Annotated in this window: 24 protein-coding genes; 12 read left to right on the top strand and 12 right to left on the bottom strand. The window is 62.5% G+C overall.

Going from position 1 to position 25,978, the window contains the following annotated elements; translation table 11 throughout:
- The first annotated feature begins 26 nt into the window (after window positions 1–26).
- Window positions 27–473, top strand: a complete 447-nt coding sequence (locus BLT42_RS00960; protein WP_091765379.1) for a hypothetical protein — start codon at window positions 27–29, stop codon at window positions 471–473.
- 170 nt (window positions 474–643) lie between these two features.
- Here the strand turns inward: BLT42_RS00960 and BLT42_RS00955 are convergent, their stop codons facing one another.
- From BLT42_RS00955 to BLT42_RS00935, 5 genes are read right to left on the bottom strand one after another with little or no spacing between them, the layout of a single operon-like run.
- Window positions 644–1,879, bottom strand: coding sequence for an acetyl-CoA hydrolase/transferase family protein (locus BLT42_RS00955; RefSeq protein ID WP_091765376.1), 1,236 nt, complete (start codon window positions 1,877–1,879; stop codon window positions 644–646).
- Entirely contained in the window at window positions 1,872–2,699 is an 828-nt protein-coding gene (locus BLT42_RS00950; protein WP_091765374.1) for an HpcH/HpaI aldolase/citrate lyase family protein, read from the bottom strand. Before BLT42_RS00950 ends, BLT42_RS00955 begins: the two co-directional genes overlap by 8 nt.
- A complete protein-coding gene (locus BLT42_RS00945; protein ID WP_091765371.1) occupies window positions 2,696–3,160 on the bottom strand; it encodes a MaoC family dehydratase in 465 nt (154 codons plus the stop codon). The genes BLT42_RS00950 and BLT42_RS00945 overlap by 4 nt, the downstream gene beginning before the upstream one ends.
- Window positions 3,161–3,178: 18 nt before the next feature.
- Window positions 3,179–4,432 carry an ABC transporter substrate-binding protein gene (locus tag BLT42_RS00940; protein WP_233342240.1) on the bottom strand — a complete coding sequence of 418 codons (1,254 nt, stop codon included), beginning with the start codon at window positions 4,430–4,432 and terminating at the stop codon, window positions 3,179–3,181.
- 4 nt (window positions 4,433–4,436) lie between these two features.
- Window positions 4,437–5,945 carry an acyl-CoA dehydrogenase family protein gene (locus tag BLT42_RS00935; protein WP_091765365.1) on the bottom strand — a complete coding sequence of 503 codons (1,509 nt, stop codon included), beginning with the start codon at window positions 5,943–5,945 and terminating at the stop codon, window positions 4,437–4,439.
- A gap of 159 nt (window positions 5,946–6,104) precedes the next feature.
- Here BLT42_RS00935 and BLT42_RS00930 point away from each other — a divergent pair, with 159 nt between their 5' ends.
- Genes BLT42_RS00930 through BLT42_RS00900 form a run of 7 tightly spaced genes read left to right on the top strand, consistent with a single transcriptional unit; the run spans window position 6,105 to window position 12,645 of the window.
- Complete coding sequence (locus BLT42_RS00930) at window positions 6,105–7,076, top strand: thiamine pyrophosphate-dependent dehydrogenase E1 component subunit alpha (RefSeq protein WP_091765362.1); 972 nt, start codon at window positions 6,105–6,107, stop codon at window positions 7,074–7,076.
- Window positions 7,073–8,074 carry an alpha-ketoacid dehydrogenase subunit beta gene (locus tag BLT42_RS00925; protein ID WP_091765359.1) on the top strand — a complete coding sequence of 334 codons (1,002 nt, stop codon included), beginning with the start codon at window positions 7,073–7,075 and terminating at the stop codon, window positions 8,072–8,074. Before BLT42_RS00930 ends, BLT42_RS00925 begins: the two co-directional genes overlap by 4 nt.
- 13 nt (window positions 8,075–8,087) lie before the next feature.
- Entirely contained in the window at window positions 8,088–8,324 is a 237-nt protein-coding gene (locus BLT42_RS00920) for a biotin/lipoyl-containing protein (protein WP_091765356.1), read from the top strand.
- Window positions 8,324–9,016, top strand: coding sequence for a 2-oxo acid dehydrogenase subunit E2 (locus BLT42_RS00915; protein WP_091765354.1), 693 nt, complete (start codon window positions 8,324–8,326; stop codon window positions 9,014–9,016). The genes BLT42_RS00920 and BLT42_RS00915 overlap by 1 nt, the downstream gene beginning before the upstream one ends.
- The gene (locus BLT42_RS00910) at window positions 9,006–9,890 is read left to right on the top strand and encodes an SDR family NAD(P)-dependent oxidoreductase (protein WP_091765351.1); all 885 of its coding nucleotides are present in this window, start codon (window positions 9,006–9,008) and stop codon (window positions 9,888–9,890) included. The genes BLT42_RS00915 and BLT42_RS00910 overlap by 11 nt, the downstream gene beginning before the upstream one ends.
- Window positions 9,891–9,913: 23 nt before the next feature.
- Window positions 9,914–11,080: an acyl-CoA dehydrogenase family protein gene (locus BLT42_RS00905; RefSeq protein ID WP_091765348.1), complete on the top strand. Its 1,167-nt coding sequence runs from the start codon at window positions 9,914–9,916 to the stop codon at window positions 11,078–11,080.
- Window positions 11,080–12,645 (top strand): AMP-binding protein, encoded by a 1,566-nt coding sequence (locus tag BLT42_RS00900; protein WP_091765345.1) that lies wholly within the window; start codon window positions 11,080–11,082, stop codon window positions 12,643–12,645. The genes BLT42_RS00905 and BLT42_RS00900 overlap by 1 nt, the downstream gene beginning before the upstream one ends.
- Here the strand turns inward: BLT42_RS00900 and BLT42_RS00895 are convergent.
- The 6 genes from BLT42_RS00895 to BLT42_RS00870 all read right to left on the bottom strand — a co-directional run bounded on the left by BLT42_RS00895 (window position 12,627) and on the right by BLT42_RS00870 (window position 19,043).
- On the bottom strand, window positions 12,627–13,307 hold the full coding sequence (locus BLT42_RS00895; protein ID WP_091765340.1) for a TetR/AcrR family transcriptional regulator: 681 nt from the start codon (window positions 13,305–13,307) through the stop codon (window positions 12,627–12,629). The two genes, BLT42_RS00900 and BLT42_RS00895, sit on opposite strands and share 19 nt — an antisense overlap.
- Entirely contained in the window at window positions 13,307–14,305 is a 999-nt protein-coding gene (locus BLT42_RS00890) for a branched-chain amino acid ABC transporter permease (protein WP_091765337.1), read from the bottom strand. Before BLT42_RS00890 ends, BLT42_RS00895 begins: the two co-directional genes overlap by 1 nt.
- Window positions 14,302–15,195, bottom strand: coding sequence for a branched-chain amino acid ABC transporter permease (locus BLT42_RS00885; protein ID WP_091765334.1), 894 nt, complete (start codon window positions 15,193–15,195; stop codon window positions 14,302–14,304). Before BLT42_RS00885 ends, BLT42_RS00890 begins: the two co-directional genes overlap by 4 nt.
- Window positions 15,185–15,889 (bottom strand): ABC transporter ATP-binding protein, encoded by a 705-nt coding sequence (locus BLT42_RS00880; protein ID WP_091765329.1) that lies wholly within the window; start codon window positions 15,887–15,889, stop codon window positions 15,185–15,187. Before BLT42_RS00880 ends, BLT42_RS00885 begins: the two co-directional genes overlap by 11 nt.
- Window positions 15,886–16,656: an ABC transporter ATP-binding protein gene (locus BLT42_RS00875; RefSeq protein WP_233342238.1), complete on the bottom strand. Its 771-nt coding sequence runs from the start codon at window positions 16,654–16,656 to the stop codon at window positions 15,886–15,888. The genes BLT42_RS00880 and BLT42_RS00875 overlap by 4 nt, the downstream gene beginning before the upstream one ends.
- 65 nt (window positions 16,657–16,721) lie before the next feature.
- The gene (locus BLT42_RS00870; protein WP_091765324.1) at window positions 16,722–19,043 is read right to left on the bottom strand and encodes a TonB-dependent receptor; all 2,322 of its coding nucleotides are present in this window, start codon (window positions 19,041–19,043) and stop codon (window positions 16,722–16,724) included.
- A gap of 147 nt (window positions 19,044–19,190) precedes the next feature.
- On the opposite strand from BLT42_RS00870, the gene BLT42_RS00865 reads away from it, so the two are divergent.
- From BLT42_RS00865 to BLT42_RS00850, 4 genes are read left to right on the top strand one after another with little or no spacing between them, the layout of a single operon-like run.
- On the top strand, window positions 19,191–20,333 hold the full coding sequence (locus BLT42_RS00865; protein WP_091765321.1) for a CaiB/BaiF CoA transferase family protein: 1,143 nt from the start codon (window positions 19,191–19,193) through the stop codon (window positions 20,331–20,333).
- Window positions 20,323–21,894, top strand: coding sequence for a long-chain-fatty-acid--CoA ligase (locus BLT42_RS00860; RefSeq protein ID WP_091765317.1), 1,572 nt, complete (start codon window positions 20,323–20,325; stop codon window positions 21,892–21,894). The genes BLT42_RS00865 and BLT42_RS00860 overlap by 11 nt, the downstream gene beginning before the upstream one ends.
- Entirely contained in the window at window positions 21,891–22,721 is an 831-nt protein-coding gene (locus BLT42_RS00855; protein ID WP_091765314.1) for a mycofactocin-coupled SDR family oxidoreductase, read from the top strand. Before BLT42_RS00860 ends, BLT42_RS00855 begins: the two co-directional genes overlap by 4 nt.
- A gap of 13 nt (window positions 22,722–22,734) precedes the next feature.
- Window positions 22,735–24,819 carry a 3-hydroxyacyl-CoA dehydrogenase NAD-binding domain-containing protein gene (locus BLT42_RS00850; protein ID WP_091765309.1) on the top strand — a complete coding sequence of 695 codons (2,085 nt, stop codon included), beginning with the start codon at window positions 22,735–22,737 and terminating at the stop codon, window positions 24,817–24,819.
- Here the strand turns inward: BLT42_RS00850 and BLT42_RS00845 are convergent.
- Complete coding sequence (locus BLT42_RS00845; protein ID WP_091765305.1) at window positions 24,813–25,976, bottom strand: thiolase family protein; 1,164 nt, start codon at window positions 25,974–25,976, stop codon at window positions 24,813–24,815. The genes BLT42_RS00850 and BLT42_RS00845 overlap by 7 nt on opposite strands.
- Between the last annotated feature and the right edge of the window lie 2 nt (window positions 25,977–25,978).

Genomic DNA, 25,978 nt, shown 5'->3' with positions numbered 1-25,978 from the left:
CACATCGCTGCCTGGAGTCGCGAATTATGAAAGCCCTGCTTGCGATTTTCGCACTCACCCTGACCACAGCATGCACACAGCCCGAGGCGGGCAATAATGCCGTAGCGGCCTTTGACGCGGACCATCTTGCCACCTCGCAGGCCTGTTTCAGTGAACACCCCGCCAGCTTGCTTGAACCTGGCCAGACGCTGCTTGAACGCGGCCCTGACGGCATAGTCCGCATTTCCAGCCTCGTCGAAGGGCGTAGCGAGAACCTCGAATTCTCCATCGCGCAAATGCCGGACGCAGACCGTCAGGCGCTTGACGCTGCGGCAGCTGATTTCTTTCAAGCGGCAAGCGCGGTCTATGATGTGACCAGCGACACCGTCATCTATCACCGGGCGACCGATGGGACTCTGTGCACCGTTACCGGTGACCGGGCGATCGGACGGACGCTGATGGCGAGCGTCCGCAGCCTCGCCAGCACCGAATAGAGCGCCATCGGCGGTGCATTCATAGAAACGCGAACCGGTCTCTGGATAGGGGCCCGTCGCCATTCACTATGTGTCCCCGCCCCTTTCGAGGTAAACTGTGTCCGCCCCAGTCAGTTTTTGTCGGGATCCCGCATGCAGGCAGGATGCTGAGATGGAATCAAGGCTCAAGGTCAAACTCCTCTGAACCCACTCTCAAGCGCCTCTCGATGGTCGGGATGTGCAATGTTGACCAGGCGCCTGACGCGCTCGGCAAGCGGCTGTCCGCGCAGTTCAGCGGCCCCGTATTCGGTGATGATGATGTCGACATCACCGCGCGTCGTCGTGACATTGGCCAGTGGGCCGGCGACAATGCGGCTTCCACCATCCTTGCGCCTTGATGCCAGCGCGATGATCGACCGCCCACCTTGCGCAATCTGCGCGGCTCGGACGAAATCCGGCTGACCGCCAACCGCGCCCAAATAGTGCCGACCGGCGGTTTCGGCATTCACCTCGCCCGTCAGGCCGACTTCCATCGCACCATTGATCGAGACCAGTCTCTTCTGAAACTGCGCCTCACCATGCGTCACCGCAACAGGATGAATTTCCAAGTCTGGATTCTGGTGGACAAAATCGTAGGTCTTGCGGGTTCCGACCGCCATCGACGCGACGCCAATGCCGGGCCGCATTGATTTGCGGGCATTGGTCAGCACCCCCGCCTGCGCCAACTCGACCAGGCTGTCCCCGATCATCCCGGAGTGAAGACCAAGATCGCGACGGTCAAGCAGGCGGCTCGGAATGGCATCGGCAATCGCGCCGATACCAAGTTGCAAGGTCGCGCCATCGCCAATGTAGGCCGCGGCATGCTCGGCAATTTGCTGGGCCACATCACTGGGACGGCCGGCGACTTCCAGAATGGGGTAATCGCTCTCCACCACCCGGCTAACGCGATCCCGTGAAATAATGGCCCCGCCACTGGCCGGCATGGCGGCATTACATTCAATGATCACATGCCGGGCCGTCGCGGCCGCGGCGCCCATCAGCATGCAGGACAGGCCAAAACCGTACACGCCATCGCGGAGTGCTCCGGACAGCAGGGCGACATCACAGCGGAATTGTCCGGCCAGAATGGCGTTCGACATTTGCGCCAGGCTGACCGGCAAGACCTCGAGACAACCGGCTTTCGACAGCGCGCCCGTGCCGCCCAGTGCGCCATAACTTTCAAATCGAAGCACGTCAGCATGTTCGGCGGTGAAGCGGCTGTGGATGTCATATCCGAGGAAGACCGTCACACCGCCGAGGGCGTGGCGCTGCTCGATCAAGGCGTCGACCAGCGCAACCGGGCTGCCGGCAGCCTCACTGATGAACACCCGGTCGCCGGGGCGGATATAGTCCGTGAAATCGATGTCCAGCCGGCTCGCTTCAGACATCTTGACCCCGAAATGTGGACAGGATGGATTGGGCCTGGCGGACGAGTGGCGTATCGATCATCCGGCCGTCGACCGAGATCACGCCCTTGCCATCGCGCGCGCCGGCCTCGGCCGCAGCGACGACACGACGAGCGAAGTCGATCTGACTTTCTGTGGGCTGATAAGCCGCATTGGCCTGGGCGACCTGGCCCGGCGCGATGCACATCTTGCCCGAATAGCCGATCTCGCGGCCCTGCTGCACGTCGCGATCAAATTGTTCCCCGTCCCGCACCGCGATGGTCACCAGATCAAGCGCCTGCACCTTATGCGCCTTGGCGGCCAGGGCGACATGGGAGCGGGCGTGGAGCACTTCCCGGTTATCGTCCGTGCGAAGCCCGTCCATTTCGGCGACGAGGTCCTCGGCTCCGAAATACAGGGCCATCACACCGGCAGCAGCGGCGATTTCGGGCGCACGCAACACACCAAGCGGTGTTTCAATACCGACGACAATGAAGGGCGCGTGGCGATGAAGTCGCGCGACCTGGGCTTCATTCTCCACCTTGGGCAGGACAGCATACTCGGTACCGGCCGCCGACAGGGCCTGGCAATCGGCCTCGAAATCCGCACTGCCGATCGGGTTGACCCTGACCATCACCAATGCCCCGGGCTTGGCATCGCGGGCGGCGCGATACAATTCGGGCAGACCGGCCCTTGCGGCGGCCCGTTCGCCTGGCGGCGTTCCGTCTTCTAGGTCCAGCACAAAGGCATCGGCCGGAATGCGCTCAAACTTTGCGATCAGATCCGGCCGGTTCGCCGGGGCGAAGAGCATGGAGCGGATCATGCCGCTTCGGTTTCCGGCTTGCGGTGCATCAGGGCGGTGCGATCGCACACGGCCACCAATTCGTCACGCTGATTGAAGGCTTCATGGCGGAAGCCGATAATGCCCTGGTGCGGCCGCGACGCGCTGGCGCGCGTCGACGTGACATGGGTCACGACATGGATCGTGTCGCCGTGAAAAACTGGCTTGGGAAAGCCCACATTCGACATGCCCAGATTGGCAACCGTCGTGCCGAGCGTTGTGTCGTTCACGGTGATGCCGATCATCAGACCTAGAGTGAACAGTGAATTGACCAGCGGGCGGCCGAACTCGGTCCCTTTCGCGAATTCGAAATCGATATGCAGCGGCTGGACATTCAGGGTCATGTTGGAGAACAACATATTGTCGGCCTCCGTCACGGTACGCCGCAAGGCGTGGTGGAATGTCTGCCCCACGGTAAACTGTTCAAACCAAAGCCCGCTCATCTCGTCCTCATTTTCTGGTCAGTCATCAAGGCCAATCACTTCGCCATCCACCTGGAAATGCTCGCCCCTGAGTTGTCCCAGTGCGAACTGGCTGATCGGCCGGTTGGTTTGCGGCGTGTTGCGGATCCGGATCCCCGGAGCCAGCGCCGGCAGTGTCGCATCAAGCGTGTGGGCGGCATCCATCACCGCGCGACGCGTCGGAGCTTCGGCGGCCCGCAAGGTCTCTACCGTCGCCTGAAGCAAGCTTGAAGCCCAGAAGGTCAACTGGTTCCGGGGCGTGCGCGGGGAATAGCGCTCCATCACTTCACGCCACAGAACAACATCGGGACTATCGATGAATTGCGGGTCGGCCGGGTCCTTCAGGAAGAGCAGGCAGCGCACGCCCTGCAGGGCGTCATAGCCGGCCGGCTCAATCACTGTTGTCGGATCGGGCGACGCATTGGTCAGCAGGTTGAGTTCAGGTTCCCAACCGGAGCGCACCAGCGCCTTGTAGCCCAGCGCGGCAAATTGCGGGGTGGCTCCGTTGAAGAAGACATTGGAGCCCGCTGCCCTCAGATTGGTAATCTGCGATGCCAATGTTGTGTCGGTCGGCTGATAACCCTGGATGCCGGCGATGGTCACAGGCAACGCGCCCGCATCAATTTCTGCCTGCAAGCCATACTCAAGGTCATGGCCAAAATCGGTATTGTCGCGCAGGAGACCGATACGGGCTCCCGGGTGATTACGGGCGAGCCAACGCGCCCAGATACGGCCTTCGACGGCGCTCGATGGCTGCAATCCGACCGACCAGCGAAAGCGCGCCGTGTCAGTCCAGTGCCGGGCACCGGACAGGACATAGAGCAAGGGGATGCTGGCGCGCTCGGTATAGGTCGAGATCGCGGTGGAATTGGCCGTCCCCGCCGGGCTGATCATGGCAAAGACATTTTCGCGTTCGACCAGATAGCGGGCATTCTGGATCGCCCGGCTCGGATCGAGACCATCATCGGCCGTGCGCAGATCGATCCGGCGCAGCCTGCCATCAGTCATCATCACCCCGCCCTCGGTATCGTTGAGGTGCTGCTGCCATGCGCGGATGGCATCGAGCATCGGGCCGAAAACTGCTGCCGCAGCCCCGGAGGTCGGCCAGCTCTGACCGAGGCGGATCGTGTCGTCAGTGATGCCATTGGCGCCACCTCCGACATCACCACCGGGCGCCCCGCAAGCCGCCAGCGTTGCGGCCGAGCCGATCAGGGCGGCCCGGCGTGTCCAGCCATTTGCGGTGCGCGTGGTCATCCGATCAACCATCAATCAACTGCTCGGCGATGGCGAGCGCAAATGCGTCCTCGCCTCGCTCGATCGCACGGACGGCACGGGTAACCGGGGCACAGTCCGTTGTTCCACCGGTGCGGGCGATATTGCCCGACAGGACCCGGGCCGCTGACAGCGCAAGAATGTAACGGGCGTGACCGGCCGGGCAGGTTTCCGCCGCCTCGACCGCCATAGCGGTTTCGGCCAGCCGGACATGGAAGGCCGGCGTGTCGATCGCCTCGCCGGCAGCGCCAATCCAGCTCTCATAGGTGGTGCGCAAGACCTCGAGCAGGGCGCGAAGGTCAGCCGGTGCCGTGTTGAGTGCAATCGCGGGACGCGCCCCGCCGGCCTTGACCCGTTTGGCTTCGGCGCGACCGATAATGGAACGCTGCACCTCGGAGGCACCCTCATAGATCGTGGTCGGGCGCACAGCGCGGGAAATCATCTCGATTTCCTCGCCGACGATCACGCCACGGCCACCATGGATCTGTTGGGATTGGTAGATCACCTCAACCGCAGATTCCGTGGCAAAAGCTTTGGACACAGCACCTTCGACAATCGTGCTTTGCCCGGAGTCGCGCAGATTGGCTGCACGGTCGACCAGGGCCGCGCCGCCTTCTACCATCGCGGCCATAATACCGAGCTTCAGCCGGATGCCGTCGAGATCGCTGAGATGGCCGCCAAAGGCCTCACGACTGGTACTGAACGCGAGCGCCAGATCCAGCGCACGGCGCGCCATGCCGAGGGTTGCAGAGCCGACTGACGGGCGGAAGATTTCAAGCGTGCCAAGGGCCGCTCTGAGGCCCTGACCGACTTCGCCGAGCCGCTGGCTGTCGGGAATGCGGCATTCATCGAAATCCAGGTAGCCGATCGCGTGGGGCGCCTGCAGCGCGATGCCGCCGCGCGCCGTGAAGCCGGGCATTCCCGTCTCCATCAGGAAGGCGGTCACAGAGCGTTTGTCATCATCGCCCGTGCGGGCGAAGGTGATGTAGACATCGGAGTCCGGCGCACCGGAGATGAACATTTTCGAGCCGTTGAGGACCCAGCCATCGCCATCGCGGCGGGCCCTGGTCCGCATTCCCAGAACATCGGATCCACTATGGGGTTCGGTCAGGGCGAAGGAGAAGAGCGTCTTGCCCTCGACGAGCCCCGGGAGATAGCGATCACGCTGATCATCGGTTCCCATACGCAGGATGGCGTTGGTTCCAAGACCTTGAATGGCGAATTGCGTATCAATCAGTGCGTCATGATAGCCAAAGCGTTCGCGCAACAGGCACAGGATCGCGGAATAGCGTTCAACCCTGCCCGCCCCGCCATACTCTGCCGGCAAGGTCAGGCCGAACAGTCCCTCCTCGGCGATCGCCTCGATCAGCGGGCGGCACGTACGCCCGTGATCCTTCCAGCCGTTTACAATCGGCATAAAGCGTTCCGCGCAGAGCCGGTCAACTCGCTCACGAAGCTCAGCGTCAGTTTCGGGTGTCGGTGTTGTTTTGAGCATGGAAATGCGCCCCCACTGTGTTTTGACTGCACCGAGCCGACCCGGCGCTTGACAACCATATTCGTCACATACTACTCGGTAGGTCAACACATCTTGTGTGATCTCACTGCAGGCCGTTAGTGTGGCCAGATACGCAATTTCCAAGACAGGCCCTACGCAATGGAAATGACAGTCGACCAGCTACTTCACGCCTTCCGCATCATGGAGCGCTCCATTCTGGCCGAGCAGCGCCTCCTGCGCTTCATCGAGGCTGGCGATTCCCGTGTCTTGCTCCACTCCGGCCGCGGCCAGGAAGCGATTGGCATTGGCGCCTGCGCGGCGCTGCGTGATGACGACATGCTCTTCTACAGCCACCGCGGGGTTGCGCAGATTCTCGCCAAGGGCATCTTGCTGGACGAGTTGATCGGCGACTTCCTCGGCCGTATCGGCGGCGCGACCGGCGGGCTGGGCGCCGGCATTGTGCACGCTGTGGACCCGAAATTTGGCGTGATGGGTTCAAGCGGCACACTCGGCGGCGGCTTCGTGCTCAGCGCCGGCGCGGCCCTCGGTGCCGCCAAACTGGGTGATGACCGCGTCTCGATCCACCTCTTCGGCGAAGGCTCAGCCAATCGCGGGACATTCCATGAGGCTGCCAATGCCGCGGCGCTCTGGAAGCTCCCGATGATCTGGCTCTGCGAGAATAATGGCTATTCGGTATCAGTCCCCCATCGCGAGGCGACCTGTATCGAGGACGTGGCCCAGCGGGCACAGGCCTATGACATGCCGTCGGCCATTGTTGACGGGCAGGATGTCGAGGCGGTCTACGGCGCTGTGAAGGAGGCCGTTGAACGGGCTCGGTCCGGCTGCGGACCAACCCTGATCGAAGCCAAGACCTTCCGAATTCGCGGCCATTACGAAGGCGATCCGCAAAATTACCGCAGCAAGGATGAGATCGCGGCAGCGAAGCTCAAGGATCCGCAAATCCTGGTTCAGGAAAGACTGGCGGCCCGCGGAGTTGGAGAAGACCGGCTCGAGGCGATCCGCCAGGAAGAACGCGCCCATCTGGAAGCCGCTGTTGCGACGGCCATGTCGCATGCCAAGGCCGGAGAAGCGCAAATCTATCAAGGCCTGCTGGCGGGGGACATGTCGTGAGCGAACGGATAATCAGCTACCGGGCGGCGTTGAATGAAGCCCTCGTCGAGGAAATGGAGCGCGATGAGCGCGTTTTCCTGATGGGTCAGGACGTTGCGAAATTTGGCGGCGTGTTTGCTGTCAGCAAGGGTTTGCAGGACAAGTTCGGCCCGAAGCGGGTCTTTGACACGCCGATTTCCGAGACGCTCATCGTGGGCGGCGGCGTCGGCGCAGCACTCGCCGGGGCACGCCCCGTGGTCGAGCTGCAATATGCCGACTTCGCCCTGGTCGCTATGGACGAGATCCTGAACAAGGCCGCGAAATGGCGCTACATGCACGGCAACCGTCAGAGCGTCCCGCTTGTGATCCGGGCCGCCGAAGGCATGTTCGGGGGGCTGGGGCCCGAGCATTCACAGTCTTTCGGCCAATACTTCTGGAACGCGTTCGGACTGAAAACCCTGATGCCCTCAACGCCCGCCGACGCGAAGTCGATGTTGAAGGCAGCGATCCGTGATGATGACCCTGTGCTCTTCCTTGAAAACAAGGCGCTCTACAATCGCCGCGGCCCGGTCCCGGACGAGGTGGAAGTCGATCCGATCGGGAAGGCCTCGACCATTCGCAACGGCACTGACCTGACCATTATCGCCTGGTCGAGCATGGTCGCGGTCGCGTTGAAAGCCGCCGAAGCGCTGGCCGAAGAGGGGATCAGCGCTGAAGTGATCGACCCGCGCGGCGTACGCCCGCTGGACACGGCGACCATCTTTAACTCTGTCGACCGGATCGGGCGGGTGCTGGTCACCCATGAGGGCCCGGTCACGGGCGGACTTGCCGGTGAACTGATCGCCCAGATCGTCGAGACCCGTTTCGACAAACTATTGGCGCCGCCCGCCCGGGTCGCCGGGGCTGACACTTACGTCCCGCAAAATCTGGAACTGGAACGCTTCATCGTTCCGCACCTGGAACACATTTTGGCCGCGGCACGCAAATTGGCCGCGACCGGCAAGTCATCCACCCAATAAAGAGGTCGAATAGATGTTTGAGATCAAGCTGACGAAGCTGGGCCAGACCATGGAAGAGGGCGAGGTCGCCGAATGGCTGATCGCCGTCGGAGACAGCTTCAAGGAGGGCGATGTCCTCTATGAGTGCGAGACCGAGAAGGCCCGCACCGAAGTCGAGGCGACCCGCTCCGGCAAGCTGGTCGAGATCGTCGTCGCGGAAAACGAAATCGTGCCGGTTGGCACCGTGATCGCCCGTGCGGAAGAAGCCTGATGAGCGATGAGGGGACCAGGCTGACCGGCATCCAGCGGGCGATGGCCGGTGCGATGAAGCGGAGCTGGGACGAGATTCCCCATTTTGCGGAAGTCACCCAGATCGATGCCGAGCCCGTTCTTGACCGGCTTGATGCCTGCCGCAAGGCGGCCCCGGTCGATGCGCCGCGGGTGACGATCAACGACCTTCTGGTCCATGCTGTCACCCGGGCCCTGTCCGAGGATCCCCGCTTCAACGTCCTGTTCGACGGCAAGGCGATCAGGCAATGTGACGGAGTCAATCTCGCCGTCGCCATCGCCACCGACAACGGGCTGATGACGCCGGTTCTCCGAGATGCGCACACCCATGACATCTACGCGATGGCCGCAGCCCTGCGCGAAAAGGCGGACCGGGCCCGCGCCTGGAAGCTGGCACCGGACGAATTCGACGGCGCTGTGATGACGGTATCCAATCTCGGCAAATTTGATGTCGACAGCGGTTTCCCGGTCATCAATCAGCGCCAGACCGCGCTGCTTTTCATGGGCAGCATCAAGAAACGGCCCTTCGTGATCAATGACGCCGTAGTGGCCCGCAAGACCGCCTATCTGACGCTCGCCAGCGATCACCGCATCATTGATGGCGTCACGGCGGCGAGCTTCCTTGAACGGATTATTGGCCACTTCACCGGCAGGAGCGCGGCGAATGACGCATGAATTGAACGGACGCACCGCCATCATCACCGGCGCCGGCCAGGGGCTGGGCCGCAGTTATGCGCTCGCCCTGTCGCGCGCGGGTGCGAACATCGTCGTCAATGATATTGGCCGCGGGCCCGATGGACGCCCGACCGCCGAGGCCGTCTGTGCCGAGATCCAGGCGGCCGGCGGTAAAGCCGTTGCCAACACGGATAGCGTCAGCGAGCGTGACGGCGCCCAGGCCATGGTTCGCGATGCGATCGAGCATTTCGGCAGCATAGACATCCTGGTCAGCAATGCCGGCATCGAGCGCAACAAATCCTACGGCAAGTCGACCGATGAAGAGTGGGAGGCCGTCACCAGCGTTCACCTCACCGGCACCCATTATCTGTGCCATGCCGCCTGGCCGCACATGCTCGAACAACAGCGCGGCCGCATCATCCTCGTGAGCTCACCCTCCGGGCTTTGGGGAAATTTTGCGCAGTCGTCCTACGCGGCCGCGAAGATGGGCATTATCGGGCTCGGCACTGTTCTCGCCATCGAGGGGCAACGGAAGAATATCCTGGTCAATTCCCTCGCGCCCATTGCGACGACACCGATGACTGAAGCCCTCCTGAGCCCCGAACTTGCAGCGAAACTGTCGCCCGACGAGGTTGCGCCCGCCGTGACCAAACTGGCCTCAGACGCGCTCACGACAACCGGCGCCATTATCGTCGCCGGCGGCGGCTGGTTCTCCTCCGCCCATATTTCACTCTCGCCCGGCGTTCACTTCGAGGGCCGCCCTGGCCCGGCCGATCTGGACGCGCGGTGGGAGGAGATCGTGTCGGGCGACAAGAGCGCCCCCAGCGGGCCACTCGATCCTGACACGCTGCAGAAGATGTTTGTCGGCGACTGAACTATTCAAATCCGAGGTATGTGATGAATTTCGAGTTGAGCGAAACGCAGCAGGATGTCCAGCGCGCCGTGCGCAGTCTGGCCGGAAAATTCGGCGATGAATACTGGCGCAAATGCGACGAGTCCGAGACTTTCCCCTGGGATTTCTACAACGCCTTCGCCGAGGCCGGCTGGATCGGAATTGCCATCCCTGAAGAATATGGCGGATCCGGACTAGGCATCAGTGAAGCCGCCATCCTGCTGCAGGAAGTCGCAGCATCGGGCGCCGCAATGAATGGCTGCACGCCGATGCATCTGAGTATTTTCGGCGTCAATGTCATTGCGAAACACGGCTCGGAAGAATTGCGCCAATCCCTCCTGCCACAGGTCGCGACCGGCAAGCTGCATGTTTGTTTTGCGGTCACCGAACCTGATGCCGGAACCGACACCTCGCGGATCAAGACTTTCGCGCGCAAGACCAATGATGGCTACGTCATCAATGGCCGCAAGGTGTGGATTACCAAGGCCCTCGAATCACAGAAAATGGTGCTGGTGACACGCACGACACCGCGTGAGGAATGCGCCAAGTCCACCGACGGCATCTCCCTCTTCCTGATCGACATTGACCGCTCGAAAATCGACATCAAGCCGATCCCGAAAATGGGCCGCAATGCGGTGAAGACCAATGAGGTCTTCATCGACGACCTGCACGTACCGAAATCCGCACTGATCGGCGAGGAAGGCAAGGGATTCCGCTATCTGCTCGACGGCTTGAATCCGGAACGCATCCTGCTGGCCCACGAGTCCATCGGCATCGGCTATGTCGCGCTGAAGCGCGCCATCAGCTATGCCAATGAACGCGTGATCTTCGACCGGCCGATCGGGGCCAACCAGGCGATCCAGCACCCGCTGGCCATGGCGCATGCGCAGCTCCAGTCCGCTGAATTGCTCGCCCGCAAAGCCGCCTGGCTCTATGATCGTGGCGAACCGTGTGGCGGCGAAGCCAACATGGCGAAGGTGCTCTGTGCCGACGCGGCTTTCTTCGCCGCCGACCGCGCCGTGCAGACCCATGGCGGCTATGGCTATGCCAAGGAATATGATGTCGAACGTTATTTCCGGGAATCGCGGCTGATGCGGATTGCGCCGATCAGCCAGGAGATGGCATTGAATTATATCTCGCAACATGTGCTGGGCCTGCCACGCTCCTATTGATGACCAAGACCGCATCTCCTCGCCTTCTCGACCGGATCTCCGCGATCCCGGGATCACAGACCGCAGTGGTCACCGTCGGGACGGACGGGGAGACGCGCTGGAGCTATGGCCAGCTCCTCTCGGAAGCCGGGGCGTGGACACAGAGACTGAGCGATCTCGGCCTCGAGGCCGGCGACGCAATCGGACTTTGGCTTCCCAATTGTGCCCCCTGGCTCGCGATCGAGCTGGCAGCATCGACGCTCGGCCTGCTGGTTGTTCCGGTAAACCCGCGCCTTCGCGGCAATGATGCACGCGCCCTGCTTGAACGGGCCGGGCTTCGCTGCCTCGTCGCTCCAGAGGCCAGCGGCATGGTCGATTTCGACGCGCTTCTGGGCGAAGCCCTGGCTTCTCCCCTGCCCGGTCTCGATCACGTCCTGCGGATCGATATCGACGCGCAAATCGCGAGTGGGGCCGAGGCCGGGATACCCAGGGCCGCTGGCGGCGATCTGGCACTCAACTGCTTCTCCACATCCGGTTCGACCGGCGCGCCAAAACTGGCGATGCACCGACAGTCCTCGCTGGTCATCCGCTTCAGTGCCGCCGCACAACGGTTCGGCATCAATTCCGGCGATGCGGTGTTATGCGCCTTGCCACTTTGCGGCGTCTGGGGGCTAGGCATATCACTCGCCGCCCTGATGCGCGGCGCGAGTTGTGTCTTCCTGCCGGTCTTCTCCGCCAGCCGCGCGGCCGAAGCCATGCACGACTATCAGATCGCGCATGTGCATGGCGGCGACAATCTGGTTCGCGAAATTCTCAACGCGCCGACATTCCAGGGCGAGCAATTACCGTATTGGCGCAGCTGCTATTTCGGAGCTTTCACCGGGAGCCCGGCGGCAGAAACCATCAGGATGATCGCAACAAGCGGTGCGGTGCAGGTCCAGGCGGCACAGGCCTATGGATCGTCCGAAGCTCTGGCCTTCGTGGCCGGTGCCGCTCCCAATGCTCCCGAACCGGAGCGCCTGCTGGCTGGCGGTCCCTATCTCGATGACATGACCCAGGCCAGGGCCGTGTCGCCGGATGGAAGCAACCTGCCCCACGGCGAACGCGGCGAGCTCCAGTTGACAGGTGCATGCATCATGCTGGGCTACCGCAATGACAGCCCAGCGAGCACTGCAGCGATGACGCCGGACGGATGGTACCGGACGGGGGATCTTGGCTACACGACGCCCGGCGGACTCGTCTTCATTTCACGCCTGGGTGACGCCTTGCGGCTACGCGGCAATCTGATCGACCCGGCCGAGATCGAACACCATATCGGCACCCATCCGGACGTTGAAGAAGTCCATGTCGTGGGGGTCAGTCTGCCATCGCGCGGCGACGTTGCCGTCGCCTTCGTGCGCGTATCCTCTCCCGGCTTGGACGAGCCGACATTGAAGGCCTTCTGCAAATCGCGGATTGCCGGCTTCAAGATCCCGGACAGGATCGTCCTGACTGACGCTATTCCTGTGACGGTCGGCGCCAATGGCACAAAGGTCAAAAAAGGGGAGCTGCGCGAACGGGCCCTGGCCTATTTCGACACCCCGTGAAGGATGAAATCGGCGATGACGTCGGCAATTTCCTCTCGCGTATCGGCCGATGACTGGCCGCGCTCGACATACCACATGATGGTCCAGTTCAGCGAGCCCAGCAGCGTCTTGGTCAAAAGCCCCGGATTGACCGTCCGGAACTCACCGCTGGCCATGCCGGCCTCGATGACGGTCCGGAACAGGCCCTCATAGTCTGACCTGGCATTGCTGATTTCATCCACGAAACGCTCACGCTTCTCGTTGACCAGAAGGTCGGTCGTCGACAGCAAGGCGACCCGGGTCAGCGCCAGGTTTTCCATGATCACCATGGCATGGCGAAATGACATCGCCCGAATGGCCTCGCTGGCGCTGCCCTCGATCCGGGCGAGCGGCGCGACCTGGGTCAACATCAGGTCAAGAACATGCCGGTGAATATCAATCAAGATATCCGATTTCTTGCGGTAGTAATGGTAAATACGCCCCTTGGTCGCATTTAGTTGGTCGGCGATTTCATCAATCGAGGCACGGGCATATCCCAGCCGCATGAAGGCCTCGGTCGCAGCGAGCAGAATCTCGAGCCGCCCTTCCTCATTGCGATTGGGCCGAGCCCGCGTCCGGGACGTTGCCGCGGGTTTGGCGGATTGATCATCACTGACTGCATTCTTGGTCACTGGCTTATTCATCAATCGCAATCCGTTGTGTCGGCACTGGTAGTGGCCGCAGTTTTGGCCGGACGTGAAACCTTGCGCTGCATGATCGGAATCAGGGAGACAAGGCCACCCGGCAGGAAAAATACAACCGCAATCAAAATTGCACCGAACAGAAGTTGTGTCCACGCCTGACTTAGACCAGCCGCCAACTCCGGAACCAGCTGCACGAACAGTCCACCGATCAACGCCCCCGCGATGACCCGGCTGCCACCGACCATCAGTGCAGCCAGGAAGGTCAGGTTGATCAAAAGGCCAAACGCCTCCGGCGCGATGAAGCCGATGGCCGCCGCATAGAGCCCTCCCGCCAAACCCGCACAGATGGCGGAAACGGTGAAGGCCGCGAGCTTGTAGCCGGCGACGTCAATACCCATCGACCTGGCGGTCAGCTCGCTGAGCCGGATCGCATCGAGTGCCCGGCCGAGCCGGTTGCGCGTCACCGCCCAGGCCACAAAGACGAGGATAGCGATGGTCACGACGGTAACCATATACATCCAGCTGACAGAGCTCAGCCCCCAGCTTTCCGGCGCGAATTGTGGCGGAATGGCCAGGCCGGCATGGCCACCCGTCAGGTCCGAGAACCGGGGCAGCATAAGCGGAAAGACGATCGCCAGCGCCGCGGTCACGATCGCCAATTGAAACCCGCGCAGTTTCAGCGCCGGCTTGCCAAACACCAGACCCAGCACACCGCCGGCGAGGGCGCCGGCCAACAGCGCCAGCGGCAAGGGCAGGATGTCGCGCACGAGCAGGATTCCCGTCGTATAGGCCCCGATGCCGAAGAAGGCCGAATGCCCGATGGAGAGCTGCCCCGCCCGGCCGGTGATGATGACGAGGCCGATTGTCGCGGCGCCGTAGATCAGTGCCAGGGTGAGGCGATCAATCCGGTATTGCGGGATCAACCAGGGGGCCGCGAGCGCGAGAAGAAAAGCGGCGGCCAGAAGCATGGCAATAGTCTTGTTGTTCAGCGTCATCATACGCGCTCCGCCTGGACGGTGCCGAACAGGCCGTGGGGCCGGAACAGCAGCGCGATGAAGACCAGGATGAGCGGCGCTGCGATCCTGAGGTCACTGCCGATGAAGGGGAGATAGGTCGAGGCGAGGTTTTCGGTCACCCCGACGAGTATCCCGCCGACAATCGCACCAAATGGATTGTTCAGACCTCCCAGCGTCGCCGCGCAGAGGCCATAGATCAGGATCGGGAACATCATTCCCGTGGTCAGCAGAATGGACGGCGCAAGCAGGATCCCCGCCATGGCCGCGAAAATCGCGGACAGGCCCCAGCCGAGCGTGAACAAACGGTTTGGCTCGATTCCGATATAGACCGCCGATTCCGGATTATCCGATGCGGCCCGCATGCGCAGACCCAGGCGGGTATGCCGGAAGAACCACCACAACAAGGCTGCCTGCCCGGCGAGCACCGCGATGAGGAGAAGCGTCTCGCTGCCAATCCGCACGCCGGCGAATTCAAGATTGAGCGCCGGCACCAGCGCCGGAAACTCGCGCTGTGCCCCTGGCCAGATCAGCGCACAGACCTGGTTGAGGACAAGGAAGACCCCCAGCGCCACGACGGCGGAAGCGAGCGGTGGCTTGTTGCGCAAGGGCCGCATCAGGACCCGTTCAATCCCGGCCCCCAGCACGAAGGCAAAGACCAGCGCGGCAATGATCGCGACGGGCAGCGGCGCTCCCCAGGCGGCAAGCTGCCACGCGAGAAATGTGCACACGAGCGCCATTTCGCCGAGCGCGAAATTCACCACGCCGGTGGTGCGATGAGCGAGGACGATGGCCACCGCCATGGCCGCATAGAGCGACCCGTTGGCGATGCCATCGACGACCTGTTGCAGGAAGACCTGGAATTCAGCCGGCATGGTTCAGATAGGCCTCCTCGATAATGCCTGACCCTGCGATCTCGTCCGGGCGCCCGGAAGCGACGACGCGGCCGTGGGACAGGAGCAGCGCCTGACTGGCGATTTTGAGGCTGAGGTCCGCATTCTGCTCGATCAGCAACACTCCAATGCCGTCTGCTGCAATCGCGCGGATTGTCTCGAACAGCTCGATGCGGATGAGCGGGGCCAGGCCGAGCGAGGGCTCGTCCAGCATCAATATCCGCGGCTCGAGCATCAGGGCCCGGGCAACCGCGAGCATCTGTTGTTCGCCCCCGCTCAGCTCACCGGCCGGCTGCGTCCAGCGCTCGCGAAGTATCGGGAAAAGCCTGCAGACCTTGTCACGCAATTCGGCTTCTCGGACCACGGAACCGGTCTGCGTGGCGGAGAGATTTTCCCCGACCGTCAGTCCGCCGAATGTGCCCCGCCCCTGAGGGACATGAACGACACCGGCGCGAACGATATCGCGGGCCGAGACGTCGATCATCTCGCGGTCGTCGAGTCGGATGCTGCCGGCCCGTGGAATAATGCCCGAAAGCGCCCGGAGAATGGTTGTCTTGCCGGCACCATTAGCCCCGAGCAGGGCGACGATTTCGCCCGGCCCGACCATCAGGGTGATATCATGCACAACCCGGCTATTGCCGTAGCCTGCGCTGAGAGCGGAAACGACCAGCTTCATGCCGCCTCTCCCGCGCCGCCAAGATAGGCGGCCCGCACGGCCTCGTCATTGCGGATAGTTTCAGGTGTTCCCAGTGCGACAAGCCGGCCGGAGACCATCACTGCCACCCGATCGCAGATCGCATTAATCAGCCCCATGTGATGTTCGACGAGGATCAGGGTCAGGCCCATTTCCTGGCGCAAATCGCGGAGCAATTCACCAAACTCGTTGACTTCGCCATGGCTGAGGCCCGCCGCCGGTTCATCTGCAAGAAGCAGGTCCGGCCGGTGCACCAGCGCGCGGGCCAGCTCAATTCGCTTCTGGGTTCCGTAGGGCAATTCGGATGGCAATTCGTTGAGGCAGTCAGCCAGCCCCAGGCGCTCGCACAGGGCAATAGCATCGGCACGGAGCGCGCGTTCTTTCCGGTTACTCCAGGTAATGACGGAAGCCCAGTATCCTGCAGCGCCAGCGCTGTGGCCGCCCACCAAGACATTGTCGAGCACGGAAAGCTCGGAGATCAGGGAGATATTCTGGAAGGTCCGCGAGACACCCAGACGCCGGATTCGCCAGGCGTCCTGCCGGGCCAGGTCATGGCCGGCGAACTGGATTTGGCCCGAGGTTGGCCGGTACAGGCCACTCAGACAATTGATGAGCGAAGTCTTGCCCGCCCCGTTCGGCCCGATCAGTCCGAGAATTTCATCTGACCGGACATCCAGGGTGACGTCACGTACAGCGTGCAAACCGCCGAAGCTAAGCGACAAGGCCTGGATTTGAAGCAAGTTGGGCACAGCATCCCTCCGAATGGATGACGCCGGCTGTGCAAGCCGGCGCCACCTGTCAGACATACTGCCTGCTAGCGTTGGATCGAGAACTCGATGCCGAAGGTCTGCGGAGCACCAAGCCGGGAGACTTCGTCATTGATCGCGTAATTGACCGTCGTCCGATACACCGTGTCAGCCAGATTTCTCCCCCACAAGGCAATCTGCCAGTCACCATCGTTCGGCGTGAAGGCCACCCGGGCATCGAGAAGACCATAGGGGTCTTCAAACTGGGCATTGTTCGGCCCCCAGAACATCTCGCCGCGGTGGTTGTAGTTGACCCGGAAAGAAAGCGCATCCGACATCCCGGCGAGGTCGGTCGTGTAATCGAAACCGACATTGTATTGATAGTCCGGCGTTCTTTGCAGGAAGTTTCCGTCGTTCACATTGCCGAGCGAGTCGGAGAAGTCGATGTATTCAGTGTCGAGGAAGGTCGCGTTTGCGAAGATCCGGAGCCCGTCGGTGACCAGAAGTTGGGATTCAACTTCAATGCCCCGGATTTCTGCATCGGCTGCGTTGTCGGTCACATTGCACAGACAGTTGGTGTCAGTCTGGGTGACCTGAAGGTCAGCATAATCCATCGAGAACACCGCGAGATTGACCCGGGCGCGCCCTTCAAGGAGATCCATCTTCGCACCGAATTCCATATTGGTGACGGTTTCCGGATCATAGCTGATCGTTGCCGCAATTGCGTTTGACGGCGTGTCTTCAAAGCCGCCGCCCTTATAGCCCCGCGACCATGTTGCGTAGAACATGAGGTCGTCATTGGGACGGTATTCAACGGTGACCTGTGGCGTGATTTCATTCCAGTCATCGGAATAGGCTGCCGAGAATGACTGACCCTCGGTCAATCCGCCGGCAAGCGGCGTCAGTGGAACCGTGCCGCCCGGGTTGAAGCGGTCACCGGTCGACACCGCAGTCGCGAGCACGTCGCCGCTTTTTTCGTCGTAGGAGTAGCGCACCCCGGCGACAGCCCGCAGCTGGTCACTGAAGGAATAGCCCAGCTGCCCGAACATGCCGTAGGAAATATTGCGCGAATTATTGTCCCAGTGGGACTCGCCGGAGATCAGGTCGAGCGCGGCGAGCGGCACAATGCCCCAGAAGCGGTCATACTTGTGGACATCATCCTGCTGATGGTAGGCGCCGATGATCCAGTCGAAACTGGACTCGCCAGGCGTCGAGACCAGGCGGACTTCCTGCGAGAACTGGGTCGCGCTTTCGAACTCGTTCACAGGCGTCGCGAACAGGAGTGGCGAGAGCACGCCATAACCGTTGTCAGGCCCGATGCTGGTCTGGTCATACAGGCTGTCGGCGTCGCCATTGCGATAGCCGACGACAGCGCTAAGGGTAGCAAAATCGCCAATCTCACGGTCGACCTGGAGCGTGATACCAAAGGCCTCCCGGTCGAGTCCCTGGGGCGTCTCGGTCGCGTCGCCAAAGAAAAGCGGATGCTGCGGCAGGCTTTCACGCACGCTCAATGGCCGGCCAAGAATGACGCCGATCGCTTCGCGTGCCGAGCTCCAGGCACCCTGCCCCGCGTCAGGACCATCGATTGCCACCTGATGACCGCCATTGCTTTCATCCTGGGTGAAGTCCGCAATCAGGCGGGCTTGCCATGGTGAATCGTCCGGAGCCCACAGCAGCTGAGCGCGAGCCTGGAAGGACCGCAGGTCATCCAGATCGCGATTGTGCAGGATGTCATAATTATACCCTGAACGATTTCGCGACTGGGCCGAGAGACGTCCGGCGAAGTCGCCGGCTATCTGACCGGTCACATGGCCGCGCGCCACAGTTTCATCGTAATTGCCGAAGGACATGGAGAGGGAGGAAGACGGATCGAACGCCGGGCCCGCGGTGATAACGTTGATCGCACCACCAACAACATTCCGCCCCATGAGAACACCTTGAGGGCCGCGAACGACCTCGACGCGCTCAATGTCATAAAGGTCGAAGTTGAAGAGACCGGAGCGCCCCGCATAGATGTCATCGATAAAGATGCCGATGGATTGGTCGGCAGACGGCGAGTCGAGGCGCGTATTCGTGATACCGCGAATATTGAACTCGGTGTCGAGCGGCGAGATTGCCGTAAACGACAAGGAAGTGACCCGGTTGGCAACATCTTCAAGGCTCATAATCCGGTCTTCGGCGAGCGTTTCACCGTCGAAGGCGCTGATCGCCAGCGAGGCGTCCTGAACGCTTGCGGCCCGGCGCTGCGCCGTCACGACAACCACGTCGAGGCGGCCCGCCTGGTCCGGATTTGAGGCCCCCGCCTCCTGTGCCACGGCCGATGGCGTGACTGCAATCGCCGAAACGGCGGCCAAAAGGGCAAGGCTGGAAACTGATGTCAAAAGTCGCATGGTAGAAACTCCCCTATACAAGATCTCGCCTTACCCCGCGCCTGATAGCGGAGAGTAGTCGATTTTTATAACCTACTGGGTAGTATGCAAAACGGCGCCGGTCAAGCCCCTTGACGTTGAGGTGCGCGGCATACTACTTAGTAGGTTATGAACCCTGTTCCACAAAACCCCGACAGCTTCCCCGCACCCTTGCGGGGCATCCGCGTGCTCGACCTGGGCATGCTTTTACCTGGACCGGTTTGCGCCCTGCACCTCGCCTGGTTCGGCGCAGATGTCATCAAGGTGGAGCCCACGACCGGGGATCCGGGCCGCGACCTTTATGATGGCGCCTTTTTCGATACCTATAATCGCGGCAAACGGTCGATCGCTCTGGACCTGAAGTCAGAAGACGGTCGCGCGGTCATGCGCAAGCTGATCGCCGAGGCGGACGTCCTGGTCGAGAATTTCCGGCCAGGGGTCGCCACGCGGCTGGGCGTAGATGCCGACACCGCCACTCGCGAAAACGCCCGTCTCATCTATTGTTCAATCAACGGATACGGCAGCGGTGCGGAAGCTACGCGGCCCGCGCATGACCTGAACTTCCTGGCCCGGTCCGGTGCCATGGGGGCCGCAACAACCTGGTCCGGACAGGGCCGCGCGCCCGTACGTCCCGCCATGCCCGTGGCCGATATGGGCGGCGCCGCAATGGCCACCCAGGCGATTCTCGCGGCGCTGTTCCAGCGCGAGCGGACAGGTCGCGGTGCCCGAATCGAAATCCCGATGATTGACGTCATGATGCACTGGATGGCCTGGCGGGTTGCTGCAGAAGACCGGGCTGACCCGGACGCCTGGACGCGCTACCTCGAGCCGGCCAACGACATCTATAAAACCGCCGATGGGCGCCACATCGTCATCGGCGCCATTGAAGCGCATCTCTGGAAGAAGCTCGTGGACCTGCTCGACGCGGCAAGGCCCGGCTGGTTCGCCGATGCAGGCGTTGCGGACTGGGGATGGCAGGACCGGCGCGCGGCGGCGGCCCCGCTCGGCGAGGCGCTCAGTCATGCCTTCCTGTCGCGCACAAGCGATGACTGGGTCACATCCGCCACCACGGCCGGCATCCCCCTTGAACGCGTCGACACGCCGGCGGAGGCCTTCGCCCAGCTATCAGCGTCGGAACGCGGTATGATCAGCGCCGATGGCTGGATCCGTCCACCGCTACCCGGCTTGCCAACACTCGGCGCAGCGCCGCATCTCAACGCCGACGGAGATTCGATCCGTTCCGGAAATATATGGGTGACTGATGACCGCTGACTCCCACCACACGATCGACCACATTGTCGCGCACAACGTCGCCACAACACCGGATGCGCCAGCGATTACGTTCGAAGACCGGACGCTGAGTTATCGCGAACTGGACGCTCGCACGAGCGCCCTGGCCGACTCGCTGACCCAACTCGGCGCCCGCAAGGGCGATCTGATTGCGTTCATCGGTCGCAATCGCCCCGAACATTTCGAAGTGATCATCGCGGCATCGAAAGCCGGGCTGATTGCCGTCGGGCTGAACTGGCGCCTCAGCGAAAGAGAGTTGGCGGAGCAACTTGCCGATTGTGGCCCCTTCGCCGTTTTCACCACAACTGCCGCGCGGCCGACCCTTGATGCGGCCTGCACCGGCCTATCCGCTGAAGCGAAAATTATCACATTCGGGGAAACGGGGCCGCTGGGTCATGAAGGCCTTGTCGCGCACGGCAATGCGGAATCCGTCCCGAGCCGGTCCTCGCCTGAGGATTTGTGCATGATCTGGTACACCTCCGGCACAACAGGCCGGGCGAAGGGCGTCACATTCACGCATCAGAGCTTGTGGTCGATCTTCCCGGGTGCGGGTGCGGAATGGCGGGTCAGCAGGGACAGTACGAGTCTGGTGTGTATGCCGACATTTCACACCGCCGGTGTTGGCTGGGGCCTGATAACCCTGTCCTTCGGCGGGCGCATTGTCATCGTCGACGAGTTCATTCCCTCCGAGCTTGTCGACTTGATGATGCGCCTGCGGGTCACCAATTCGGTTTTTGCGCCGATCATGCTGGAACAGATTGTGTCGGAGCTCGAGGGTCGCGGACTTCCACCGCTTCCCGACTTGCGGGCGATCCTCTATGGTGCCTCTTCAATCACCGAACCTGTTCTGGCTCGCGTCGTTGAAGCGCTCGATTGCGAGCTCATCCAGGGATATGGCCTCACGGAGGTCAATGGCACGATTTCAATCCTGCGATCGGAAGAGCACACACTGACCGGCGAACGCCGCAAGTATTTGCGCTCGGCCGGCGTCGCTGTGCCCTGGGGCGAGCTCAAGGTCGTCGATCCGGAAACCGGCACCGAGCTTCCCAGCGGGGAAGTCGGGGAAATCTGGGGCAAAAGCCCCGGCATGATGACCGGGTACTGGAACAAGCCCGAAGAATCCCTCGAAGCGTTGACACCGGACGGATGGCTGCGGACCGGCGATGCCGGCTACATCGATTCCGAGGGGTTTCTGTTCCTCACCGACCGGGTGAAGGACATGATCATTACGGGCGGCGAGAATGTCTATCCGATCGAGATCGAACACCTCATCGCCGCCCATCCGGCGGTCTCGGAAGTCGCTATTGTCGGCGTTCCCGACAAGAAGTGGGGCGAGACCATCAAGGCCGTCGTCGCACTGAAACCGGGCGCGCACGTCACCGAACAGGAATTGATCGCGCTGACCCGGGCCGAACTGGCCAGCTATAAATGCCCGACCTCCGTCGATTTCGTCGACAGCCTGCCGCGCAACGCGTCCGGCAAGATCCTGAAACGCGTGATCCGCGACGCCTATTGGACCGGCCACGACCGGCGCATCGGATGACCCGACGTTTCGACGGAAAAGTCGTGTTCGTCACCGGCGCCGCGCGTGGACAGGGGCGCGCTACGGCGGAGGCCTTCGCCCGTGAAGGGGCCTGCATCATTGCCGCCGATATCTGCCGACCGATCGCATCGGATTCTCCCGGCGCTGCCCCCGATGATATGACCGCCATGGTCGACGCCATTGAGGGCCAGGGCGGCCGGGTGCTCGCGCGGCAATGCGATGTCCGCGATCTCGCCTCCATCGAGGCCGTCCTGGATGAGGGCGTCGCTGCGTTCGGCGGTCTGGACATCGTCTCGGCGCAGGCCGGGATCGCCGGTTTCGGCAAGAGCCATGAGCTCAGCGAAGACCAGTGGTCGACCATGATCGATATCAATTTGTCCGGGGTCTGGCGCACATGCCGCGCGGCCATCCCACATCTGGTCGCCGGAGAATCCGGTGGTTCGATTATCCTGACGAGTTCAGCGATGGGCCTGAAGGCCTTGCCGGATGTCTCTCACTATGTTGCAGCCAAACATGGCGTGGTCGGGCTGATGCGGGCATTGGCGCTGGAACTTGGACATCATTCGATCCGGGTTAATGCGGTCTGCACGACGACCGTCAACACGCCGTTGATTCAGAATCCGTCCCACCTCCGCAAATTCCGGCCTGACCTTGAAAACCCGACCCTGGACGACGCCGCGAAGTCCGCGCGGCGGATGAATGTCCTGCCGGTTCCCTGGGTTGAGGTCGACGACGTCCGCAATGCCATTCTCTGGCTGTGCTCGGACGAGGCGCGCTATATCACCGGCGTCGCCCTGCCCGTCGACGCCGGCTTTTTGATCAAATAAGAGGGGCAAGGCCTTGAACTCTGTATCCTATCAAGCCGTCGGCGAAATCGGCGTCATTACCGTCCACTACCCGCCGGTCAATGCGCTGAGCCTCGCGGTTCGAACCGGGCTGGGCGAAAGCCTGGCCCGCGCCAATGCCGACCCGGATATCAAGGCCATCCTGATCCGCTGCGACGGCAAGACCTTTATTGCCGGGGCCGACATCAAGGAATTGCAGAAGGGCTGGCACCTCAAAAACCCGACCCTCGGCGAGATCCAGGCGATGCTGGAGACCGGCAAGCCGAGCATTGCCGCCATTCACGGCACAGCACTCGGCGGCGGGTATGAGCTGGCGCTGACCTGCCATGCCCGGATCGCTCTGAATGATGCAGCGATCGGCCTGCCCGAGGTCAAGCTTGGCCTCCTGCCCGGCGCGGGCGGCACCCAGCGCCTGACCCGGCTTTGCGGTCCTGCCGCTGCGCTCGACATCATCGTCAGTGGCCGTCAGGTACCCGCCAGCGAGGCGCTGCAGCTTGGGGCCATTGATGCGATTGTCACAGACCTCGACGAGGCGGCCCTGACATTCGCCAGGGATTTCGCCGCGCGCCCGGCGCCCGCCCCGGTGATCGCCCGCAATGAGGCCATCGCTGGAATCGATCCGGACATTTTTGCCGCCGCCCGCAAGCAGGCCGCGCGCAAGTCGCGCGGTGCCGAGGCGCCATTGGCGATCATCGCCTGCATTGAGCAGGCCTGCGAACTCACGCCCGCTGAAGGCCTCCGCTTCGAACGCGCCGAGTTTGATGGCCTGTTTGGCAGCGACCAGCACAAGGCGCTGACACACTATTTCTTCGCCGAGCGCGAGGCCCGGAAGATCCCCGGCCTGCCCGGCGAACTTGCAGCCGTCCGCATTGAACGGGCCGGCGTGATCGGGACGGGCACAATGGGCCGCGGTATCGCGGTCGTGCTGGCCAATGCCGGGATCGAAGTGCGGCTGGTCGACACGAATTCAGACGCCGCCAAGCTGGGAATGGAGGCCATCAAGGGCATTTATGACGGATCAGCCGCGCGCGGCATCCAGACCCGGGACGCGGCCGATGCGGCTCTGAAGCGGATCAAGCTGGGCGGCTATGAGGACCTCGGCGAAGTTGATCTCGTGGTCGAGGCGGCCCCGGAAATCATGGAGCTGAAACGAACAATTTTCGCCCGGCTGGATGCGTCCACGCCGCCCCGGGCGATTCTGGCGACCAATACGAGTTCGCTGGATATCGACAGCATCGCGGCCGCAACCGCTCGGCCGGAACGCGTAATCGGCGCTCATTTCTTCTCGCCGGCTCATATCATGAAACTGCTGGAACTGGTGCGCGGCACCACCACCGGGCCGGAAGCCATCGCCGCCATGATGTCGCTCGCCGCACGTCTGGGAAAGACGCCGGTGCTGGCCGGCAATTGTGACGGCTTCATCGGCAATCGGATGCTGCAATACTATACGGGCCAGTCTGAATTCCTGATGGAACACGGCATCGCCCCCGAGCGGATCGATGCCGTGGCCGAACGATTTGGCATGCCAATGGGTCCCGTTGCGCTTCGGGATCTGGCCGGAATCGATGTCAGCGTCCTGGTCCGCAAGGAGCGAATGAAGACACTGCCCGAGGGCGAACGCATGTCGCCCATTCTGGAGCGGATGGTTGAGGCCGGCCGCTTCGGCCGCAAGAACGGCAAGGGTTTCTATCGCTATGAGGGAGGTGAGCGCAGCCCCGCCCCGCAGGCCGCAGCCATTATTGCCGGCGTCGCCAGCGATCTTGGAATTCCGGCCCGCGAGTTCAGCGATGAGGAAATCCGCGACCGTCTCTTCATGCCGCTGGTGAATGAGGGCGCGAAGGAGTTGGAAGACGGCATCGCGATCCGGGCCGGTGACATTGATGTAGCCTGGGTGAATGGCTATGGCTTCCCGCGCTGGCGTGGCGGCCCGATGTTCTGGGGACAGAGTGTCGGCTTCGACAAGGTGGCCGAGCTCGCCCGCGAATTTGGCGAGCGCTACGGCCCTCGCTGGCGCCCCACCCCGCTCCTGGAAACCATGGTCCGGGACGGAGTCGCCACCTGGCGCGAGGCTGGTTACTGAGCGCCTTGGCCGGCGACTTCAAACAAGGCGGCCGCGCCCATTCCGCCACCGACACACATGGTCACGACAACATGTCGTGCGCCGCGCTTACGGCCCTCAATGAGGGCGTGGCCGGTCATGCGCGAGCCGCTCATGCCGAACGGGTGGCCGATCGCAATAGCACCGCCATTGACATTGAACCTGTCGAGCGAAATGCCGAGCTCGCGCTGGCAATAGACGGTTTGGGACGCGAAGGCTTCATTGAGCTCCCACAGGCCGATATCGTCGACCCCCAGCCCGTGACGAGCCAACAGGCGGGGCACGGCGAAGACCGGGCCAATACCCATCTCCTCCGGTGCACAACCGATGATCTCAAAACCCCGGAAAATGCCGAGCGGTTGGAGGCCGGCCCGCTCGGCCGCGTCGGCACTCATGACCAGGCAGGCGCTCGCGCCGTCGGAAAGCTGGCTCGAATTACCAGCCGTCACCGACCCGCCCGCCTCAATCGGGCTCAGCCCTGCAAGGGCCTCGGCGGTTGTGCCGGGCCGCGCCCCTTCATCATGCACAAATTCGACCGGGCCCTCTTCTGACGCCAGCGAGAGCGGCAGGATCTCGTCGTCAAAAGCACCGCGGGCGCGCCCTTCCGCATGGCGTGTCTGACTCAGCAGGGCATATTCATCCTGGGCCTGACGGGAGACATGATAGCGCGCTGCCACGGTCTCTGCCGTATGGATCATGGAGTCGTAGAATCCCGGCCGGGCCGCTGAAAGCGCCCCGGATTGATAGCCCGTCATATTGCGGTGTGGCAAAACCTGCGACACGGACTCAACCCCTCCGGCGATACAGATTTCGGCCTCGCCGGCGCGGATGCGGTGAGCAGCCGTAACGATCGCCTGCAGACCGGATGCGCATTTGCGATCCATCGTGCATCCTGCGACCCGGTCGGGCAGTCCCGCCAGCAAGGCCGACGCCCGGGCAATATTGTTTCCGGTCGCCCCCTCAGGCTGGGCGCACCCCATCAGGACATCATCAACCAGATTTCCGTCCAGCCCGGTGCGGTCCATCAAGCCACGGATCACATGAGCCCCCAGGCCAGGGCCGTCTGTGCCCGTCAGACGTCCCTTGAACGCCTTGCCTATCGGCGTGCGGACCGTGGCAGCAATAACGACATCATTCATGA

Origin of the sequence: Maricaulis salignorans, assembly GCF_900103475.1 — a bacterium.
Lineage (GTDB): Bacteria > Pseudomonadota > Alphaproteobacteria > Caulobacterales > Maricaulaceae > Maricaulis > Maricaulis salignorans.
Note: the sequence above shows the minus strand (reverse complement) of the source record. Positions and strands in the feature narration are given on the sequence as shown.

What these genes read in the sequence shown, in the direction of transcription:
- BLT42_RS00960 (WP_091765379.1), top strand. Translation starts at nt 27, where the DNA reads ATGAAAGCCCTGCTTGCGATTTTCGCACTCACCCTGACCACAGCATGC.
- BLT42_RS00955 (WP_091765376.1), bottom strand. Translation starts at nt 1,879, where the DNA reads ATGTCTGAAGCGAGCCGGCTGGACATCGATTTCACGGACTATATCCGC.
- BLT42_RS00950 (WP_091765374.1), bottom strand. Translation starts at nt 2,699, where the DNA reads ATGATCCGCTCCATGCTCTTCGCCCCGGCGAACCGGCCGGATCTGATC.
- BLT42_RS00945 (WP_091765371.1), bottom strand. Translation starts at nt 3,160, where the DNA reads ATGAGCGGGCTTTGGTTTGAACAGTTTACCGTGGGGCAGACATTCCAC.
- BLT42_RS00940 (WP_233342240.1), bottom strand. Translation starts at nt 4,432, where the DNA reads ATGACCACGCGCACCGCAAATGGCTGGACACGCCGGGCCGCCCTGATC.
- BLT42_RS00935 (WP_091765365.1), bottom strand. Translation starts at nt 5,945, where the DNA reads ATGCTCAAAACAACACCGACACCCGAAACTGACGCTGAGCTTCGTGAG.
- BLT42_RS00930 (WP_091765362.1), top strand. Translation starts at nt 6,105, where the DNA reads ATGGAAATGACAGTCGACCAGCTACTTCACGCCTTCCGCATCATGGAG.
- BLT42_RS00920 (WP_091765356.1), top strand. Translation starts at nt 8,088, where the DNA reads ATGTTTGAGATCAAGCTGACGAAGCTGGGCCAGACCATGGAAGAGGGC.
- BLT42_RS00915 (WP_091765354.1), top strand. Translation starts at nt 8,324, where the DNA reads ATGAGCGATGAGGGGACCAGGCTGACCGGCATCCAGCGGGCGATGGCC.
- BLT42_RS00910 (WP_091765351.1), top strand. Translation starts at nt 9,006, where the DNA reads ATGACGCATGAATTGAACGGACGCACCGCCATCATCACCGGCGCCGGC.
- BLT42_RS00905 (WP_091765348.1), top strand. Translation starts at nt 9,914, where the DNA reads ATGAATTTCGAGTTGAGCGAAACGCAGCAGGATGTCCAGCGCGCCGTG.
- BLT42_RS00900 (WP_091765345.1), top strand. Translation starts at nt 11,080, where the DNA reads ATGACCAAGACCGCATCTCCTCGCCTTCTCGACCGGATCTCCGCGATC.
- BLT42_RS00895 (WP_091765340.1), bottom strand. Translation starts at nt 13,307, where the DNA reads ATGAATAAGCCAGTGACCAAGAATGCAGTCAGTGATGATCAATCCGCC.
- BLT42_RS00890 (WP_091765337.1), bottom strand. Translation starts at nt 14,305, where the DNA reads ATGATGACGCTGAACAACAAGACTATTGCCATGCTTCTGGCCGCCGCT.
- BLT42_RS00885 (WP_091765334.1), bottom strand. Translation starts at nt 15,195, where the DNA reads ATGCCGGCTGAATTCCAGGTCTTCCTGCAACAGGTCGTCGATGGCATC.
- BLT42_RS00880 (WP_091765329.1), bottom strand. Translation starts at nt 15,889, where the DNA reads ATGAAGCTGGTCGTTTCCGCTCTCAGCGCAGGCTACGGCAATAGCCGG.
- BLT42_RS00870 (WP_091765324.1), bottom strand. Translation starts at nt 19,043, where the DNA reads ATGCGACTTTTGACATCAGTTTCCAGCCTTGCCCTTTTGGCCGCCGTT.
- BLT42_RS00865 (WP_091765321.1), top strand. Translation starts at nt 19,191, where the DNA reads ATGAACCCTGTTCCACAAAACCCCGACAGCTTCCCCGCACCCTTGCGG.
- BLT42_RS00860 (WP_091765317.1), top strand. Translation starts at nt 20,323, where the DNA reads ATGACCGCTGACTCCCACCACACGATCGACCACATTGTCGCGCACAAC.
- BLT42_RS00855 (WP_091765314.1), top strand. Translation starts at nt 21,891, where the DNA reads ATGACCCGACGTTTCGACGGAAAAGTCGTGTTCGTCACCGGCGCCGCG.
- BLT42_RS00845 (WP_091765305.1), bottom strand. Translation starts at nt 25,976, where the DNA reads ATGAATGATGTCGTTATTGCTGCCACGGTCCGCACGCCGATAGGCAAG.